We start from the raw sequence: 17,940 nt of genomic DNA, 5'->3' as shown, positions 1-17,940 counted from the left end.
CGGCAAGGCTCGCAGGAACAATCATCCAGTGGAGGAAACGATGAGAAAGCAGATGCTAGCCGCTACCGCGCTCAGCTCCTTGCTCAGCGCCGTACCCGCCCTCGCCGACATCGATGCGGCGCGACGCTGGATCGACAGCGAATTCCAGCCTTCGACGCTGACAAAGGACGATCAACTCAAGGAAATGGAATGGTTCATCAACGCCGCCAAGCCGTTCGCCGGCATGGATGTCAATGTCGTCTCCGAAACCATCACCACCCATGAATACGAAGCCCGGACGCTGGCCAGGGCCTTCAGTGAGATCACCGGCATCAAGGTGAAACACGACCTGATCCAGGAGGGCGATGTCGTCGAGAAACTGCAGACGCAGATGCAGTCCGGCCGGAATGTCTATGATGGCTGGATCAACGATTCCGACCTGATCGGCACGCATTTCCGCTACAAGCAGACCACCAATCTGACCGACTGGATGGCGGGGCCGGGCAAGGATGTCACCAACCCGATGCTCGACGTCGACGACTTCATCGGAAAATCCTTCGGCACCGCGCCGGATGGAAAGCTCTACCAGCTGCCGGACCAGCAATTCGCGAACCTCTATTGGTTCCGCTACGACTGGTTCACCCGCCCGGACCTCAAGGATAAGTTCAAGGCCAAGTACGGCTATGAGCTCGGTGTGCCGGTCAACTGGTCGGCCTATGAGGACATCGCCGAGTTCTTTTCGAACGACATCAAGGAGGTCGATGGCGTCCGTGTCTATGGCCATATGGACTACGGCAAGAAGGACCCCTCGCTCGGCTGGCGCTTTACCGATGCCTGGCTCTCCATGGCTGGCAACGGCGACAAGGGCATCCCCAACGGCAAGCCCGTCGATGAATGGGGCATCCGCATGGAGGGCTGCCGCCCGGTCGGCTCCTCGGTCGACCGCGGCGGCGACACCAACGGTCCCGCCTCGGTCTATGCCGTGCAAAAATATGTCGACTGGCTCAACAAATATGCGCCGCCTCAGGCGCGCGGCATGACCTTCTCGGAATCCGGGCCGGTCCCGGCGCAGGGCGCCATCGCCCAGCAGATCTTCTGGTACACCGCCTTCACTGCCGACATGGTCAAGCCCGGCCTGCCGGTGATGAATGCCGATGGCACGCCGAAGTGGCGGATGGCGCCTTCGCCGAAGGGCTCCTACTGGAAGGAGGGCATGAAGCTCGGCTACCAGGATGCGGGATCGCTGACCCTGCTTGAATCGACGCCGCTGGAGAAGCGCAAGGCGGCCTGGCTGTACCTGCAGTTCATCGTCTCGAAGTCGGTCAGCCTGAAGAAGAGCCATGTCGGCCTGACCTTCATCCGCGAGAGCGACATCTGGGACAAGAGCTTCACCGACCGGGCTCCGAAGCTTGGCGGCCTGATCGAGTTCTACCGCTCGCCGGCGCGCGTGCAGTGGACGCCGACCGGCAACAACGTTCCCGACTATCCGCGCCTCGCGCAGCTCTGGTGGCAGAACATCGGCGACGCGTCCTCCGGCGCCAAGACCGCACAGGCAGCCATGGATTCGCTGGCCGCGGCGCAGGACTCGGTCCTCGAACGCCTCGAACGCTCGGGCGTCCAGGGCGATTGCGGCCCGAAGCTGAATCCGAAGCAGACTGCGGAGGCCTGGTTCGCGAAGTCGAAGGCCGACGGCAACGTCGCTCCGCAGCCCAAGCTCGCGAACGAGAAGGCCAAGGGCGAGACGATCGACTATGACACGCTGATCAAGTCCTGGCCGGCGACGCCGCCCAAGAAGAACTGAGACCGAACCCCGGAACGCGGGCGGACGATACGAGCCGCCCGCGCACGCGCCGCGAGGACTGGCGCACTTTGCTTTTGTCTTCAACCAGTCGTCAGCAGGCTCAGTTCTGGTTTCCGAACTGCTGGGAGAGCTGATCCGGATACGATGAGCTCTCTTTTTCCGTCGGGGTTGAAGCGTATCACGCTGCCATCGTCTCTCAGGAGATATGCCGAGAGCCCGGCACGTCTCATTTGCTGAATGGTGTTGCGGTGGAACAGCGCGATTTTCCGATCGAAGGTGGGGGGCATGTGGTGCGCTCCGCGGCTCAATCCAGCCCAATGGATACGCAATTCTCCGGAAGTGAATGTGACGGGACTCACAGAACGAATATTGCCAACTGGGGTGCCGGGCGAGCCGCAAGCTGAATTGGAAGATCGTCGCCAGCGACGCTCGGACGAGCGGCCGAACCAAAAATGTGCGAGTTCCGACTTCGACGCGAAACGGCTATTGAGCCGGGGTGACCTCGTCAAAGCTCAGGAACGCCACGATGACAGAGCCCGCCACGATCCTCTTGAGCCGCGTCAATGGCCACGGCGCCTCCACGAGCGGGCAAAGCAGCTGCCTCGATCTGACGGATAGCAATGGCCAGCGCTTCATTCTTCACATCCCGCGTCACCTTGAGGGTGATTTCCTGTCACGGTTCGAAGCTGCTGCCATGCACGCTGCCGAGCTGCGTGGCTCGCCAACACATGCCGACGTGGTCAGCGCGGTCCTCGCCGAACAAACCAGCTTCGTGATGGCGGACGACGGAACGCTCATACTGAGGACGAAAACCCGTTCAGGCGTGGATATCGATATCAGCTTTGACGAGAGCACTGTACGCGGCCTTCGCGCGCTTCTGGATATCCGGCGCCCCTGAACTTCGATTGCTACGGCGCCGTGCCTCGGCGCGTCGCGACGTCGAGGTCATCGACACCGCGGATGAGGGGCCAGCTCCCGGAGCGAGCCGGAAGCGATCGCATTCCATCAGGGTCTGGAATCGGTATGAGACATCCCTGTGAGATGTCTCATAGTCCGCAAACGCGAAAGATCGCCGAAAAATCGATCGATTTCAAAGTCTTGAACCTGCTCAGGGGGTTCAAGAAAGGAAATGGTAGCGGGAGAGGGACTTGAACCCCCGACACGCGGATTATGATTCCGCTGCTCTAACCAGCTGAGCTACCCCGCCCCGATGCGCCGCGTCTCGAAAGACGCTCAATCGCGACGGCGCGGATATAGGGTTTCGCGGGGGGCGGCGTCAAGCCTTGATGCGGCTTAGATTCACCGCAACTTTCGCAGCCTCACGACCTTGAAGTAGCCCTGGCCGACATGGACGGTTTCGTAGCGGCCTGTCGCAGCGGCCCAATCGGTCAGCCGGCTGACCTTGAAGTCGCTGCTCCAGCCGACCGCCTTGGCCAGCGGCGCGACCAGCGACCAGAGCGGTGCGGCAAGCCCGCCTTCGCCGACGAGGCGGCTGGAGATGACGATCTCGCCGCCCGGCCGCAGCACGCGGTCCATCTCGGCCAGCGCCTGCTCCGGATCCGGCACCAGCGTGATCACGAACTGCGCGGTGACCGCGTCGAAGGAGCGGTCGGCGAAGCCGAGGCGGCAGGCGTCCATGACAAGCAGGCCGATGACGTGATCGAGTCCCTGGCTCTGAACCTTGGCGTGGGCAACGCGCAGCATGTCGAGCGAGAGGTCGGCGCCGACGACCCGCCGGCCACGCTCGAAATAAGGCAGGGTCAGCCCGGTGCCGACGCCGATCTCGAGGATGTCGCGCCCGCAGGCGCAGGCCGCGGCCACCGCCTCGCGCTGGGCGCGCGACAGCAGCCCCTGATAGATCCGGTCGTAGAATTTCGCCCAGACCGCATAGACGCGCTTCTGCGCGTCGAGACCCTTGCCAGCCGTCATGATGTCGCGAGCGAAAGTTCCGGAGTGTCGGGAATGCGGCGGGTCTTCTCAGCCAGGATGACGCCGCCGCCAAGGACGCGCGCACCTGCGCCGGCATGATCGTAGATCACGCAGGCCTGGCCGGGCGAGACGCCTTCCTCGCCCTGGGCAAGCAGGACGTGGACGCCGCTGTCGTCGACGAGGAGACGCGCCTCGCGCGGCGCCCGGGTCGAGCGCACGCGGACCGCGACTTCGAGGCCTTCGGGCGGCAGTTCGGCGAGGGCTATGTCGCCGATCCAGTTGAGATCGCGCAGGTCGACGCGGCTGACGCTCAGCGCCTCGCGCGGGCCGACGATGACGCGGGCGTTCTGCGCGTCGAGCGCGACGACATAGAGCGGCTCGGCGCCACTGATGCCGAGGCCCTTGCGCTGGCCGACGGTGTAGCGCAGCACGCCTTCGTGCTGGCCGAGCACGCGCCCGTCGAGATGGACGATCTGGCCGGGGCGGGCAGCGCCCGGCTTCAGCCGCTCGATGACGTCGGCATAGCGGCCGTTCGGCACGAAGCAGATGTCCTGGCTGTCGGGCTTGTCGGCGATGGCGAGGCCGAATTCGGCGGCGAGCGCGCGGGTCTCGGCCTTTTCCATCTCGCCGAGCGGGAAGCGCAGCAGGTCGAGCTGCTCCTGCGTCGTGGCGTAGAGAAAATAGCTCTGGTCGCGGTTCTCGTCGGCGGCGCGGAACAGTCCGCGATGGCCGTTGCCGAGATCGCGGCTGGCGACGTAGTGGCCGGTTGCAAGTGCATCCGCCCCGAGTTCGCGAGCGAGCCCGAGCAGGTCGCGGAACTTCACGGTGCGGTTGCACTCGACGCAAGGGATCGGCGTCTCGCCGGCGAGATAGCTTTCGGCGAAGCGCTCGATCACCGCGTCGCGGAAGCGGCTCTCGTAATCCAGTACGTAATGCGGGATGCCGATCGCCTCGGCGACGCGGCGGGCGTCGTGAATGTCCTGGCCGGCACAGCACGCCCCGGCGCGGTGCACGGCGGCACCATGATCGTAGAGCTGGAGCGTGACGCCGACGACGTCGTAGCCCTGGCGCTTGAGCAGCGCCGCGACCACGGAGGAATCGACGCCGCCCGACATCGCGGCGACGACGCGCGTCGCCGCGGGCGGCTTGGCGATGTCCAGCGAATTGAGCGGGGCGGTCATGATGAATTCTGGCGCGCGGCAAACGAGGGCGGGGTGCCCACTTGACGGGTTCTATACCGGCTTTGCCGGGTCGGGACCAGCATCCGCCCGGCAAATACTGCCGGGCCGGTTCGGCGATGCGGCGCTTCCTGCCGGGGGTTGGCCAAGTTGGATCCATCAAGTGACTGATTTGACGCGGTAATTTATCTGGCCCGGCTCTTGCTGTGGCGAGGCTGGCGCCCTTCGCCATCTGGCCGTTCCGGAGTCCTTCATGTCCACCGCGTCGATCTCGCGTTCTCCGTTCGAGACTGCGCCGCCCGCTCGCCGCGAGCCGGCCAAGGCGCGCGGGACGGATGAGGTCTTCACCCTGCCGCAGGCCGAAAAGCCGGGTCAGCAGGACGGGGCGAGCCGCCAGCGCACGCGCGTCGAGCAGGGGCGCGGCGCCGGCGAAGCCGCGGCGGCAGAACGCGCCGGAGCAGGCGGCAAGGAGGTTGCCGAAGCGACGCCTCCGGACGGAGCGGAGAAGACCGAAGGCGGCAAGGCGACCGGCGAGACGAAGGTCGACGGAAGCCGGGCCGATGCGGGCCCGCAGCTCGGCGAGGTGCCTGCCGAAAAGCCTGTCGCTGGTGAGAAGCCGCCGATCGGCGAGGAGATGATCGCAGTCCTGCCGCAGCCGGTGCCGCAGGTGGTCGAGACGGGCAAGCCAGGGCTCGCAGCGGCGCCGGAGGAAGCGGCGCAACCCGCTCCTGATTTCATTGCCGCGACTGGCGAAACGCCGCCGGAGGCTGCCAAGCCCGCGATCGGGTCAAGCGAGATCGCGACGCAATTCCTGGCGCTTGTCGCCACGACGCAGCAGCCCGGCACCGCTGCCGAGCCCGACGACGCAGCAGACAAAGAGGCAGGCGCTGTGCCGAACGGCAAGCCGGAGACCGTGGGCGCGTTGCCGGCCGCCGTTGTCGTAGTGCCGGCTCCGGCCGCGCCGGTCCAGGTCGAAGGCGAGGCGAGCGTCGGTGGCGAAGTCGTTGCCGGCGAGGCCAAGGCCGCAGCCAAGCCGACGGTTGCAGGCACCATGCTGCCGGCCGAGGCCGTCAAGGCCGACCCCGAAGCGGCCGACGAGGCCGGCACGGGACAGACCGGTACCACGACCGCCACGGCCGGCGCCGAAGGCAAGCACGCCGAGCGCGCAGCAGGTGCCGGACAGGTTCCGGCGGTGACCGAAGCCGGCAAGGCGGATGCGCCGCAACAGGCTGCGCCCGCGAACGTCCAGGCAGTCTCGGCTGCCGCTCCGCAGGTGCCGGCAAGGCCGGAGTCGCCGCTGGCACCGCTCGATGCTGCCGCCCAGGCCAATGCACAGGCGCAGGCCGAAGCGAATGCCCGGGCTCACGTCGAGACGACGCGGCCAACGCCGCTGCATGTCGTGCCGGTCGAGATCGGTGCGCGGGCGCTCGCCGGCAACAAGCGTTTCGACATCAGGCTCGATCCGGCCGAGCTCGGCCGCGTCGATGTTCGCCTGGAGATCTCCGACAAGGGCGAGGTCAGCGCCAAGCTGACGGTCGACCGGGTCGAGACCCTGCATCTGCTGCAGCGCGATGCGCGGACGCTGGAACGGGCCTTCGAGCAGGCCGGGCTGAAGCCTTCCGAAGGCGGGGTCGAGATGAGCCTGCGGGATTCCGCCGATCAGAGCTCGCGCCAGCACCGCCAGGAAGACGAGGGCGGACGCACGCGTCGGGCCTGGATCGAGACCGCCGAAGAGGCCGGGCCCGTCACCGAGATGGCGCCGCAGCGCCGGGCCGCAAGGCTCGGCGGCGTCGACCTCAGCATCTGAAGAGAGGCGATACCGTGAGCATCTCCAACACCGGCAAGCTGAGCAATTCGGCCGTCATCGCCGCGCAGAACGGGACCAATGCAAGTGGCGGCGGCACCTCGATCGCCAATAATTTCGACCAGTTCCTGACGCTGCTGACGACGCAGCTCAAGAACCAGAACCCGCTCGACCCGCTCGATACGAACCAGTTCACCCAGCAGTTGGTGCAGTTCGCCGGCGTCGAGCAGCAGCTCAAGCAGAACGAGACGCTGACCGCGCTGCTCGGCGTCAGCAAGGCGACGACCGGGGCGAGCGCGATCGGCTTCGTCGGCCAGAAGGTGACGGCCGACGGTGCCGCGACCCAGCTCAAGGACGACAAGGCCGAGTGGAAGCTCAACGCCTCGAAGGGCGGCACGGCGACGATCACCATCAAGGATGTGAACGGCAAGGTCGTGCAGACCGCCACGACGACGCTGACGGCCGGCGATCAGAGCTATCGCTGGGACGGCAAGACCTCGACCGGCTCGGTCGCTCCCGAGGGCGAATACACGATCACGGTCGACGCCACGGACATTTCCGGTGCCGCGATCACGGTCAAGACCGAGGTCACCGGCATCGTCGATGGCGTCGACTTCTCGACTGCGGTCCCGACCCTGCTGATCGGCGCGATCAAGGTGCCGCTCGACCGGGTGAAGTCGGTGAAGAGCAATTCCTGACGCGCGGCATACTGAAAGCCTGCGCGGTTGCTTTAGGCAAAATTTAAGTCCGGAGGGGTACGGTCGGGAAGAAGTAGGTCTGTTGAGTTGTGTGAGTGTACCATGACCGAGCCGCTGCGACCGCGCGTGAAGTATGTCATCGGCCCCGACGGGAGCCCGCTGACCATCGCCGATCTGCCCCCGATGAACACCCGCCGCTGGGTGATCCGGCGCAAGGCCGAAGTCGTCGCCGCCGTACGCGGCGGCCTGCTCAGCCTCGAAGAGGCCTGCCAGCGTTACACGCTGACGGTGGACGAGTTCCTGAGCTGGCAGATGTCGATCGACCAGCATGGCCTGGCCGGTTTGCGCACCACCCGTATCCAGCATTACCGCCAATAGGCGCTGCTGCATTTTAAGGTTTACCGAGAGGCGCCGGTCCCGACAGGGACCGGCGCCTCTCGGCGTTTGTACCAGCCAATTCCATCTTGAGACGCCACGATCATCACGGCGTTAACCCGGTGCTAACCATGCACTGGGAAAAACTTGCCTAGCGATAGCTGCGCGGGTTGGTCCGCGTCGGCGACGGGCATCGGATGGCGGCGTGAACGGTTTGGTCGATCAGTTCCGGAGATTTGGCGCGGCGCGGCTGGCGGCGATGCTGGCGGTGACGCTGGCGCTGATCGGCTTCTTCGCCTTCGTCATGCTGCGCATGTCGCAGCCGGCGATGGGCGTGCTGTTCGCTGACCTGTCGAGCCAGGACGTCAGCGCGATCCTGAAGGATCTCGACGCGCGCGGCGTCAAATACGAGCTGCGCGGCGACGGGCAGACCATTCTCGCGCCGCGCGCCGACGTGCCGCGCCTGCGGCTCGATCTCGCCGGCAAGGGCATCCCGTCCGGCGGCGGCGTCGGCTACGAGATCTTCGACAAGGGCGACGCCTTCTCCTCGACCAGCTTCGTCCAGAACATCAACCATCTGCGTGCGCTCGAGGGCGAGCTCTCGCGCACCATCCGCTCAATCGGCCGGGTCCAGGCCGCGCGCGTCCATCTCGTCATTCCAGAGCGGCGCCTGTTCGAGCGCGACCGCGAGCCGCCGCGCGCCTCGATCGCGCTCAAGCTCGCCGGCGACCTCGACGCGGCCCAGGTCCGGGCGGTTCGTCATCTCGTCGCCTCGGCGGTGGACGGGCTGAAGCCGGAGCGGGTCTCGATCGTCGACGAGCGCGGCCGGCTTCTCGCCGACGGCGCCCAGGGCGAGCAGGGGCTCGCCGGCGTCGGCCTCGACGAGCGCCAGGGCGCGATCGAGCGGCGGATCAAGTCGCAGGTCGAGGATATCGTCGCCAGCATCGTTGGTCCCGGCCGGGCGCGCGTCCAGGTCTCGGCCTCGCTCGACAGCAACCGCATCGAAAGCCGCTCGGAGACCTTCGATCCCGAGAGCAAGGTCATCCGTTCGAGCCAGAACCGCAACGAGACCTCGACCACCAACGAGGCGCGCGAGGGCGTCACCGTCGGCAACGAGCTGCCGGGTGCGCAGCAGCCGAACCAGGCCCAGCAGGGCGTGCAGAAGGACGCCACCAACAAGAACGAAGAGGTGGTCAACTACGAGATCTCGCGTACCACGCGCACCGAGGTGCTCGAGGGCGGGCGCGTCCGCAAGCTTTCGGTCGCGGTGCTGGTCGACGGCACCTATGCCCGCGGGCAGGGCGCCGAGGCGAGCTACCAGCCGCGGACCCAGGAGGAGCTTGAGCGGATCGGCCAACTGGTGCGTACCGCGATCGGCTTCGACCGGCAGCGCGGCGACCAAGTCGAGGTCGTCAACCTGCGCTTCGCCGAAGGGCCGCAGGCGCAGGCCGATCTCGTCGAGCAGAGCCTGATGCAGCAGCTGCTCTCCTTCACCAAGGAGGACATGGTCCGCTTCGCCGAGATCGGTGTGATCTCGCTGCTGATCCTGATCGTGCTGATGGTGGTCGTGCGTCCGCTTCTGAAGCAGGTACTGGCGCCCGAGCGCGACTTCCGGGCGATCCCGACCTTCATGCGCAATGGCGTGATCGTCACCACGGCCGAGCAGGGCACCGGTGATCCGGCGAACCTGCCCGCAGTCGCCGGTGGCTCCGCTGGCGACGGCGGCGATGGCGATGTCGCCGCACCATCCGAGCGGATGCTGGCGATCGCGCAGGTCAAGGGCCAGCTCAAGGCGCAGTCGGTCGAGAAGATTGGCGCCATGGTCGCGCAGAACCCGGCCGATTCGGTCGCAGTGCTGCGTGGCTGGATCCACGAAAAAGCACCGGCGTGAGGGGCTGAGCCATGGCCACGCGCTCCATAGCCACCCGAAGCACCGGCGAGAGCGATCTCGCCGAGAGCTTTTCGGGGCAGCTGCCGGTGGTCTCGCTGGAGGCCATGACCGGCCCGCAGCGGGCTGCCGTCATCCTGTTGGTGCTCGGCGAGGACCATGGCCGGGTGATCTGGCAGGAGTTCGACGACGAGGAAATCCGGATCATCACCCGGGCGATGGCCGAGCTCGGCACGGTCGATTCCGACCAGGTCGAGCGGCTGATGCTCGAATTCGTCGGCAAGCTCTCCAGCGCCGGCGCGATCACCGGCTCCTTCGACCGCACGATTTCACTACTCGAAAAGATCCTGCCGACCGATCAGGTCGCCCTGATCATGGAGGAGATCCGTGGTCCGGCCGGCCGCAACATGTGGCAGAAGCTCGGCAATATCGACGCCGTCGTGCTCGCCAACTTCCTGAAGAACGAATACCCGCAGACCATCGCGGTGATCCTGTCGCGTATCCGCCCCGAGCATTCCGCCAATGTGCTGCGCAACCTGCCGGGTGAGCTCTCGATCGAGGTGGTCAGCCGCATGCTGCGGATGGAGTCGGTGCAGAAGGAAGCGCTCGACCATATCGAGAACACGCTGCGCACCGAGTTCGTCTCGACCCTGACGCAGACGCGCCGGCGCGACCCGCACGAGATGATGGCCGAGATCTTCAACGGCTTCGACCGTCAGACCGAGACGCGCTTCCTCGCGGCGCTCGATGCCACCAACCAGGAATCGGCCGAGCGCATCCGGGCGTTGATGTTCACCTTCGAGGACCTCGGCAAGCTCGATTCCGCCGGGCTGCAGACGCTGATGCGCCAAGTCGACAAGGACACGCTGGCAAGGGCCCTCAAGGGTGCCGGCGAGGAGATGCGCAACTTCTTCCTCGGCGCCATGTCGCAGCGCGCCGCCAAGAACCTGCTCGATGACATGCAGGGGCTCGGCCCGCTGCGCCTCAAGGAGGTCGACGAGGCGCAGATGAAGATGGTGACGCTGACCAAGGATCTCTCCGAGAAGGGTGAGATCGTCATCTCCAAGGGCAATGCCGAGGACGAGCTGGTTTACTGATGGCCCCCGCCAAGAAATTCATGTTCGACACCGACTTCAGCGGCAACAGCCGCAAGGCGGTCGACGAGGGGGCGCTGGATGCGGCCCGGGCCGAGGGTTTCCACAGCGGCGTCGACCAGGCGCGTCGCGAGGCCGACCAGCAGACCGCGGCGCTGCTGTCGCAACTCGCCAGATCCTGCCAGCAATTGCTGGCGCAGCAGGATGCCCGGCTCGCCGCGATCGAGGAGCAGGCGGCGCATCTCGCCGTGGCCGCCGCACGCGGCCTCGCCGGGGCGGCGCTGGCGGATAAGCCGCTGGTCCAGCTCCTGGCTGCCGCCCGCGAGTGCTTCGGCCATGCAAGGCAGGCACCGCATCTGGTGGTACATGTGCATGAAAGCTTGGTCGAGACCGTCGAAGGCAAGCTCGCGGGGCTGGCGCGCGAGACCGGCTTTGCCGGCCGCGTCGTCGTGCTCGGCGAGCCCGATATCGCTCCGGGCGACGGGCGCATCGAATGGGCCGATGGCGGCCTTGCCATCGACAGCGCGCAGCGCGACGGCGCCATCGAGGCGGCGATCAGAAGCGTATTTGGCCCGGCCGGATCGTCCGGTCAGGGAACGAGGTGACAGACATGGCCGACAACGACCTCAACCTGCCTCCGCTCAATCCGGCCGATCTCTCCTTCGACCACAACAACGATGCCTCTGTCGCCCGCTCCGGTCCGGTGCCGGTCAAGACGGCCGAGGATCTCGAGCAGGTCTTCGACGTGCCGGTGACGGTCTCGGCGGTGCTTGGCTCCTCGCGGATCGCGGTCGGCGATCTCCTGCGGATCACGCCCGGCGCCGTGCTCGAACTCGACCGGCGCGTCGGCGAGGCCATCGACATCTTCGTCAACGAGCGCCTGGTGGCGCGCGGCGAGGTGGTGGTGGTCGAGGAGCGCCTCGGCGTCACCATGACGGAAATCATCAAGGCCGACCGGTGACGAACCGGACCGCCAAAGCAGATCACGCAAGGAAGTCCTGACCCATGCGCCTCATCATCGTCGGCAGCCTCAAGGGCCAGCTCATCACCGCGGCGAAGATCGCCGTCTCGCATGGCGCCGCCGTGACCCATGCCGAGAGCGCCGAGCAGGCGCTCGCCGTGCTGCGTGCCAAGGGCGGCGATCTGCTGATGGTCGATGTCGAGCAGCCGATCGCCAAGCTGATCGCGGCGCTCAAGGCCGAGCGCATCCGCACCCCGCTCGTCGCCTGCGGCACCTCGACCGATGCCCGGGCCGCAGTGGCGGCGATCCAGGCCGGCGCGCGCGAATATGTGCCGCTGCCGCCGGATCCCGAGCTGATCGCGGCGGTGCTCGCCGCCGTCGCCTCCGACAAGGCCAGCCTGATCTGGCGAGACCCGGCGATGGAGCGCGTCGTCCAGCTCGCCAACCAGATCGCCCGTTCCGACGCGCCGGTGCTGGTCACCGGCGAAAGCGGCACCGGCAAGGAGATGATCGCCCAGCACCTGCACCAGAAGTCGCTGCGCAAGGACAAGCCCTTCGTCGCGGTGAACTGCGCGGCGATCCCCGACAACCTGCTCGAATCCGAACTGTTCGGCCATGAGAAGGGCGCCTTCACCGGGGCGGTCGCCCGCCGCATCGGCAAGTTCGAGGAAGCCAGCGGCGGCACGCTGCTGCTCGACGAAATCTCGGAAATGGATGTGCGGCTGCAGGCCAAGCTGCTGCGCGCCCTGCAGGAGCGGATGATCGACCGGGTCGGCGGCACGCAGCCGGTCAAGGTCGACCTGCGCATCATCGCGACCTCGAACCGCAATCTCGGCGACGCCGTGCGCGAAGGTTCGTTCCGCGAGGACCTGTTCTACCGGCTCAACGTCGTGCATCTGCGCCTGCCGGCGCTGCGCGAGCGCCCGGGCGACATCCTGGCGCTGGCCGACCATTTCGCCCGGAAATACGCCGAGCTGAACGGGCTGCCGCAGCGCCCGATCGCAGCCGAGGCGCGCAAGCTGCTGCTCGCCAATGGCTGGCGCGGCAATGTCCGTGAGCTCGAGAACACCGTCCACCGTGCCGTGCTGCTGGCGCAGGGCGTCGAGATCGGCACGGAGGCGATGCTGACCCCGGAGGGCGAGACGCTCGGCCCGGCTACCGGCCGCGACGTCGCCTCACGGGCGGCCCAGACGGCAGAGGCGATGACGCGCGGCCTCGTCGGGCGCACCGTCGCCGATGTCGAGCGCGACCTGATCCTCGACACGCTCGACCATTGCCTCGGCAACCGCACACATGCGGCGAAGATCCTCGGTATCTCGATCCGGACCTTGCGCAACAAGCTCGGCGAATATGTCTCTGCCGGCATTCCGGTGGCCGAGCCGGGGCAGGCGCGGACGCAGTCGCTCTGAGCACGGCGACGGCCGCAGAAAATGAAGCGGGCCGGAGCGATGCTCCGGCCCGTGGAAAACCACTCAGTAGTAGTAGCGGCGGCGGTAATAGGGCCGCGGGCGATAATAGTAGCGCGGGCGATAATAGGGACGCCGATAATAGCGCGGGCGATAATAGGGGCGCCGGTAATAGGGGCGCCGATAATAGTAGTACTGGCTGAACTCGGCGTCGGTCTTGTCGAGCGCGGCGCTGGTCTCGGCGTCGAGCGCTTCGCCGCCTTCAGTTGCCTTGGGCTCCGGCGCCGGCGTTGGAACGAGCTTCGGCTGGGCCGCCTCGGCGGCGGCGATACCGCCGACGCTGGCAGCGGCGAGACCGCCGAACAGCGCCATCACGAATGAACGTCTATCCATGCATTCCTCCATCAGGTTCGATCCGAGCGCCGCGTTCCCGCGAGGCTACTCTATGTCCCTCCTGACCATCCGTCACGTCCGGGACGCGCCGGTGGGCGGCGGGGGCTGACGGCGCGGGGGGCCGGCCGTTAGCGCTTTGGGATGGTCTGAGGCCAAATCGCCCGGCCTCGTCGGCATCCCGAATATTGCGGTCTGCGGGGGTCATTGCGCCCCCAGCGGCCGGCTGATGTCCTCCAGCGAGCGGCGCTCGGCCCTGACCGCGAACTTCCAGGCGATCAGGCCAGCGCCGATCATCAGCACGGCACCGAACAGATAGCCGCCGAGCACGCTGGTGCGCGAGCCGGTATCGATCAGGGCGCCGAAGACCCAGGGGCCGGCGACGCCGCCGAGGCCGGTGCCGAGCGCGTAGAAGACGGCGATGGCGAGCGCCCTGATCTCGAGCGGATAGGTCTCGCTCACCGTCAGATACGCCGAGCTCGCCGCGGCGGATGCGAAGAAGAAGACGACGCTCCAGCAGGCGGTGAGCTGGGCGGCCGTGAGCAGGTCGCGCTCGAAGAGCAGGCCGGTGCCGGCCAGCAGCAGGCCCGACAGCACATAGGTCGCAGCGATCATCGTTCGACGGCCGAGGCTGTCGAAGAGCCGGCCGAGCAGCAGCGGGCCGAGGAAATTGCCGGCGGCGAAGGGCAGAATGAACCAGCCGATCGCATTGGACGGCACATTGTAGAAATCGGTGAGGATCAGCGCGTAGCTGAAGAAGATGGCGTTGTAGAAGAAGGCCTGCGACGACATCAGCGCGAGCGCCACCAGCGTGCGCGGCCGGTGGGTCACGAACAGGGTGTGGCCGACCTCCTTCATTGGGGTGAAGCGCCGGGGCCGCAGGGTGAGGGTCGGGAGCGGGGCCTGCGCCGGCGGGGCAGGGGCAAAGGCCTCGATCCGCGCCACGATGGCTTCGGCCTCGGCGAGACGGCCATGGCTCATCAGCCAGCGCGGGCTCTCGGGAATCCAGCGGCGCAGGAAGAGGATGATCAGGCCGAGCGCGGCGCCGATGAAGAAGGCGAGCCGCCAGCCGAGCTCGGGATCGATCACCCTGGGGTCGAGCAGCACGATCGCGCCGATTCCGCCCATCGCGGCACCGACCCAGAAGGAGCCGTTGATGACGAGGTCGGTCCAGCCACGGACACGGGCGGGCACCAGCTCCTGGATTGTCGAGTTGATCGCTGTGTACTCGCCACCGATGCCCATGCCGGTCAGGAAGCGGAAAAGGAGGAAGCTCCAGAGGTTCCAGGAGAAGGCGGTCGCGGCCGTCGCGGCGAGATAAAGCAGCAGGGTGATGGTGAAGAGGCGCTTGCGGCCGAGCCGGTCGGTCAGCCAGCCGAAGAGCACCGCCCCGATCACCGCGCCGGCGAGATAGGCCGCGCCGGCGAGGCCGACCTCGGTGTTGCTGAACTTGAGGACCGGGCTTTCCTTCAGCGCGCCGGACACGGAGGCTGCGAGCGTGACCTCGAGGCCGTCGAGGATCCAGGTGACGCCGAGGGCGACGACGACGAGCGTGTGGAAGCGTGACCAGGGCAGCCGGTCCAGCCTGGCGGGAATGTCGGTGACGATTTCGCGGGGCAGGTCGCGCGTTTCGTTCACGGCTCCCGTTCCATTACAGAGCGGCCGGAGGCCGCGAGGAGGGAAAAGGCCGGCGCCTTCACGCCGGCCCGTTCGGCGTCAGCGCACGTAGACGCGGCGCGGTCGGACGACGGTGGTGCGCCGGACCACAACCGGGCGACGATAATAGCCCGGCGGCCGGCGGACGACGGTGGTACGCCGGACGACGACAGGACGGCGATAGCCGACCGGACGGCGCACCACGGTGGTGCGGCGGACCACTGTCTGGGTGAAGTCGGCGTCGGCCTTGTCGAGACCAGCCTTCAATTCGAGGGCGAGATCCTCGGGACCGGGAACCGGGCTGGCTGGCGCCGGCATTGCCGCCTGAGCCAGGCCCGCACCACCGATAGCGGCTGTGGCGAGGCCACCGAACAGGCTCAATACAAACGAGCGTCTATCCAAGATTTTCTCCAATAATCCAGGCCCGAAAGCCAATCTTGTCGACCCGCGTCGAGTTGGCTGGCCGAATGCGGCCGCAAAGCGGCCATTCGATAACGGTCTGTTCAGGGAAAGGTTCCAAACGGGATTTTTTCGCCTTCTTAACCACTCGTTCACCATACACCCGGCAAGAATTGCCGGGTGTGGATCGCGCTTCGTGACGGGCCACGCATGGAGCGGGCTGGGCGATGAGCGATGTGACGGCGGGCGCTGGCGGTGGCATGACCATGCCGACGCGCGGCCAGATGGGCAGCCTGCTGAACCGTCCGGACCTGTTCCTCGCGATCGGCGTGATGGGCATCCTCGTGGTGCTGATCTTCCCGATGCCGGCGGTCCTTCTGGATCTCCTCCTGGCGTTGTCGATCATCCTCTCGGTGCTCGTGCTGATGACGGCGCTGTTCATCGAGGAGCCGCTGGAGTTTTCCGCCTTCCCGACGGTGCTGCTGATCGTCACCATGTTCCGGCTGGCGCTCAACCTCGCCTCGACGCGCCTGATCCTGTCGCATGGTCATGAGGGCAGCTCCGCCGCCGGCCATGTCATCGAGGCCTTCGCCAATTTCGTGATGAGCGGCAATTTCGTGATCGGGGTGATCGTCTTCACCATCCTGATCATCGTGAATTTCGTCGTCATCACCAAGGGTTCCGGCCGCATCGCCGAGGTTGCGGCGCGCTTCGCCCTCGATGCGCTGCCCGGCAAGCAGATGGCGATCGACGCCGATCTTTCGGCCGGTCTGATCGACCAGGATGTCGCCAAGGCCCGCCGCAAGGCGCTGGAGGACGAAGCCTCCTTCTTCGGGTCGATGGACGGTGCCTCCAAATTCGTGCGCGGCGACGCGATCGCCGGCCTCCTGATCACCTTCATCAACGTCATCGGCGGCATCATCATCGGCGTCGCGCAGCAGGGCATGAGCTTCGGCGCGGCGGCCCACAACTACACCCTTCTCACCGTCGGCGATGGCCTCGTCAGCCAGATCCCGGCGCTGATCGTCTCGACTGCGGCTGGCCTGCTCGTCTCGAAATCGGGCGTGCGCGGCGCTGCCGACAAGGCGCTCGGCAAGCAGCTCTCGGGCTATCCCAAGGCGCTCGGCATGTCGTCGGCGGTGATGGCGCTGATCGCGATCCTGCCCGGCATCCCGATGCTGCCCTTCCTGGTGCTGGCGGGCGGCTCGGCCTGGCTCGCCCGGCATTTCGGCCAGATCGCCAAGGAGCGGGCGGTGGAGACCGCGCAGGCGGCGCAGGACGCTTCCCCGCTGGCGGCCGACGGCACGCCGAAGGAAGAGACGCTGAACGACCTGCTGAAGCTCGACGAGCTCAAGATCGAGATCGGCTACGGGCTCTTGCCCCTGGTCAACGCGCCGGGCGGGGCAGACCGCCTGACCGACCAGGTCCGGGCGTTGCGGCGCCAGCTCGCGGCCGAGCTCGGCTTCGTCATGCCGGCGGTGCGCATCGTCGACAACGTCCAGCTCGAGGCGAACAACTACTACATCAAGATCAAGGAGATCGATGCCGGTCACGGCGTCGTCTACGCCGGCCAGTACATGGCAATGGACCCGATGGGCGGCAGCGTGAACCTACCCGGCCACAATGTGCTGGAGCCGACCTTCGGCTTGCCGGCGACCTGGATCGACGCGGCGCTGCAGGACGAGGCGCAGCTGCGCGGCTTCACGGTGGTCGACGCCGCGACCGTGATCTCGACCCACCTCACCGAGGTTCTCAAGTCGCACATGCCGGAGCTGCTCTCGCATGGCGAGGTCCAGAAGCTGCTGCGCGAGCTGCCGAAGGACCATGCCGATCTCGTCAAGGAGATCGTGCCGAACCAGATCTCGACCACCGGCATCCAGCGCGTGCTGCAGCTCCTGCTCGCCGAGCGCATCTCGATCCGCGACCTCGCGACCATCGTCGAGGGCATCGCCGAGGTCGCGGGCGGCATCAAGAACCCGCGCGACATCGCCGAGCATGTCCGCGTCCGGCTCGCCCGCCAGATCTGCGCCCAGTTCTCCAACCAGCACGGGCAACTGCCGATCATCACCCTGTCGCCGGCCTGGGAGAGCGTCTTCGCCGAGTCGATCGTCGGCCAGGGCGAGGACCGCCATCTCGCCATGCAGCCCTCGCGCCTGCAGGAATTCGTCCATGCCGTGCGCGACAAGTTCGAGGACGCGGCGCGGATGGGCGAGATGCCGGCGCTCGTGACCTCCGGTATGGCCAGACCCTTCGTGCGCCAGATCGTCGAGCGCTTCCGGCGCGAGACGCCGGTGCTCTCGCAGGGCGAGATCCATCCGCGGGCCAAGCTCAGGACGGTCGGGAGCGTCTGACCTACACGGCCAGCTTCGCGCAACCTTCCAC

At 66.9% G+C, this 17,940-nt stretch carries 17 protein-coding genes and 1 tRNA gene; 11 read left to right on the top strand and 7 right to left on the bottom strand.

The window, feature by feature from the left end; translation table 11 throughout:
• Positions 1 to 40: 40 nt before the first annotated feature.
• Positions 41 to 1,780, top strand: coding sequence for an ABC transporter substrate-binding protein (locus tag RKE40_RS03660; protein ID WP_316016877.1), 1,740 nt, complete (start codon positions 41 to 43; stop codon positions 1,778 to 1,780).
• Positions 1,781 to 1,860: 80 nt separating this feature from the next.
• Here RKE40_RS03660 and RKE40_RS03655 read toward each other — a convergent pair whose 3' ends face one another.
• Positions 1,861 to 2,067, bottom strand: a complete 207-nt coding sequence (locus tag RKE40_RS03655; RefSeq protein ID WP_316016876.1) for a hypothetical protein — start codon at positions 2,065 to 2,067, stop codon at positions 1,861 to 1,863.
• A 239-nt stretch (positions 2,068 to 2,306) separates the two neighbouring features.
• Between RKE40_RS03655 and RKE40_RS03650 the strand changes: the two genes are divergently transcribed.
• On the top strand, positions 2,307 to 2,678 hold the full coding sequence (locus tag RKE40_RS03650) for a hypothetical protein (RefSeq protein ID WP_316016875.1): 372 nt from the start codon (positions 2,307 to 2,309) through the stop codon (positions 2,676 to 2,678).
• Between the two features lie 232 nt (positions 2,679 to 2,910).
• Here RKE40_RS03650 and RKE40_RS03645 read toward each other — a convergent pair.
• From RKE40_RS03645 to mnmA, 3 genes are all read right to left on the bottom strand, one after another.
• Positions 2,911 to 2,987 (bottom strand) — tRNA-Met (locus RKE40_RS03645).
• A gap of 92 nt (positions 2,988 to 3,079) precedes the next feature.
• The gene (locus RKE40_RS03640; protein WP_316016874.1) at positions 3,080 to 3,709 is read right to left on the bottom strand and encodes a class I SAM-dependent methyltransferase; all 630 of its coding nucleotides are present in this window, start codon (positions 3,707 to 3,709) and stop codon (positions 3,080 to 3,082) included.
• Positions 3,706 to 4,890 (bottom strand): tRNA 2-thiouridine(34) synthase MnmA, encoded by a 1,185-nt coding sequence (mnmA, locus tag RKE40_RS03635; RefSeq protein WP_316016873.1) that lies wholly within the window; start codon positions 4,888 to 4,890, stop codon positions 3,706 to 3,708. The genes RKE40_RS03640 and mnmA overlap by 4 nt, the downstream gene beginning before the upstream one ends.
• Positions 4,891 to 5,140: 250 nt before the next feature.
• Here mnmA and RKE40_RS03630 point away from each other — a divergent pair, with 250 nt between their 5' ends.
• The 8 genes from RKE40_RS03630 to flbD all read left to right on the top strand — a co-directional run bounded on the left by RKE40_RS03630 (position 5,141) and on the right by flbD (position 13,116).
• Positions 5,141 to 6,694, top strand: coding sequence for a flagellar hook-length control protein FliK (locus RKE40_RS03630; protein WP_316016872.1), 1,554 nt, complete (start codon positions 5,141 to 5,143; stop codon positions 6,692 to 6,694).
• A 14-nt stretch (positions 6,695 to 6,708) separates the two neighbouring features.
• On the top strand, positions 6,709 to 7,389 hold the full coding sequence (locus RKE40_RS03625; RefSeq protein ID WP_316016871.1) for a flagellar hook assembly protein FlgD: 681 nt from the start codon (positions 6,709 to 6,711) through the stop codon (positions 7,387 to 7,389).
• A 102-nt stretch (positions 7,390 to 7,491) separates the two neighbouring features.
• On the top strand, positions 7,492 to 7,767 hold the full coding sequence (gene sciP, locus RKE40_RS03620) for a CtrA inhibitor SciP (protein WP_038359348.1): 276 nt from the start codon (positions 7,492 to 7,494) through the stop codon (positions 7,765 to 7,767).
• A 202-nt stretch (positions 7,768 to 7,969) separates the two neighbouring features.
• Positions 7,970 to 9,655, top strand: a complete 1,686-nt coding sequence (gene fliF, locus RKE40_RS03615) for a flagellar basal-body MS-ring/collar protein FliF (protein WP_390893208.1) — start codon at positions 7,970 to 7,972, stop codon at positions 9,653 to 9,655.
• An 11-nt stretch (positions 9,656 to 9,666) separates the two neighbouring features.
• Positions 9,667 to 10,749, top strand: a complete 1,083-nt coding sequence (gene fliG / locus RKE40_RS03610; RefSeq protein ID WP_316016870.1) for a flagellar motor switch protein FliG — start codon at positions 9,667 to 9,669, stop codon at positions 10,747 to 10,749.
• Complete coding sequence (locus RKE40_RS03605; protein ID WP_316016869.1) at positions 10,749 to 11,351, top strand: FliH/SctL family protein; 603 nt, start codon at positions 10,749 to 10,751, stop codon at positions 11,349 to 11,351. The genes fliG and RKE40_RS03605 overlap by 1 nt, the downstream gene beginning before the upstream one ends.
• A gap of 5 nt (positions 11,352 to 11,356) precedes the next feature.
• A complete protein-coding gene (fliN, locus tag RKE40_RS03600; protein WP_316016868.1) occupies positions 11,357 to 11,707 on the top strand; it encodes a flagellar motor switch protein FliN in 351 nt (116 codons plus the stop codon).
• Between the two features lie 44 nt (positions 11,708 to 11,751).
• Positions 11,752 to 13,116: a sigma-54-dependent transcriptional regulator FlbD gene (flbD, locus tag RKE40_RS03595; protein ID WP_316016867.1), complete on the top strand. Its 1,365-nt coding sequence runs from the start codon at positions 11,752 to 11,754 to the stop codon at positions 13,114 to 13,116.
• A 63-nt stretch (positions 13,117 to 13,179) separates the two neighbouring features.
• Here the strand turns inward: flbD and RKE40_RS03590 are convergent, their stop codons facing one another.
• From RKE40_RS03590 to RKE40_RS03580, 3 genes are all read right to left on the bottom strand, one after another.
• Complete coding sequence (locus RKE40_RS03590; protein WP_316016866.1) at positions 13,180 to 13,506, bottom strand: hypothetical protein; 327 nt, start codon at positions 13,504 to 13,506, stop codon at positions 13,180 to 13,182.
• A gap of 201 nt (positions 13,507 to 13,707) precedes the next feature.
• A complete protein-coding gene (locus tag RKE40_RS03585) occupies positions 13,708 to 15,141 on the bottom strand; it encodes an MFS transporter (protein WP_316016865.1) in 1,434 nt (477 codons plus the stop codon).
• 78 nt (positions 15,142 to 15,219) lie between these two features.
• Entirely contained in the window at positions 15,220 to 15,561 is a 342-nt protein-coding gene (locus RKE40_RS03580; RefSeq protein WP_316016864.1) for a hypothetical protein, read from the bottom strand.
• Between the two features lie 224 nt (positions 15,562 to 15,785).
• Here RKE40_RS03580 and flhA point away from each other — a divergent pair, with 224 nt between their 5' ends.
• On the top strand, positions 15,786 to 17,909 hold the full coding sequence (gene flhA, locus RKE40_RS03575) for a flagellar biosynthesis protein FlhA (protein ID WP_316016863.1): 2,124 nt from the start codon (positions 15,786 to 15,788) through the stop codon (positions 17,907 to 17,909).
• Positions 17,910 to 17,940: the final 31 nt, after the last annotated feature.

It is taken from the genome of Allobosea rubneri, assembly GCF_032464875.1.
GTDB lineage: Bacteria > Pseudomonadota > Alphaproteobacteria > Rhizobiales > Beijerinckiaceae > Allobosea > Allobosea rubneri.
This window is presented reverse-complemented; position numbering and strand designations above follow the sequence as displayed.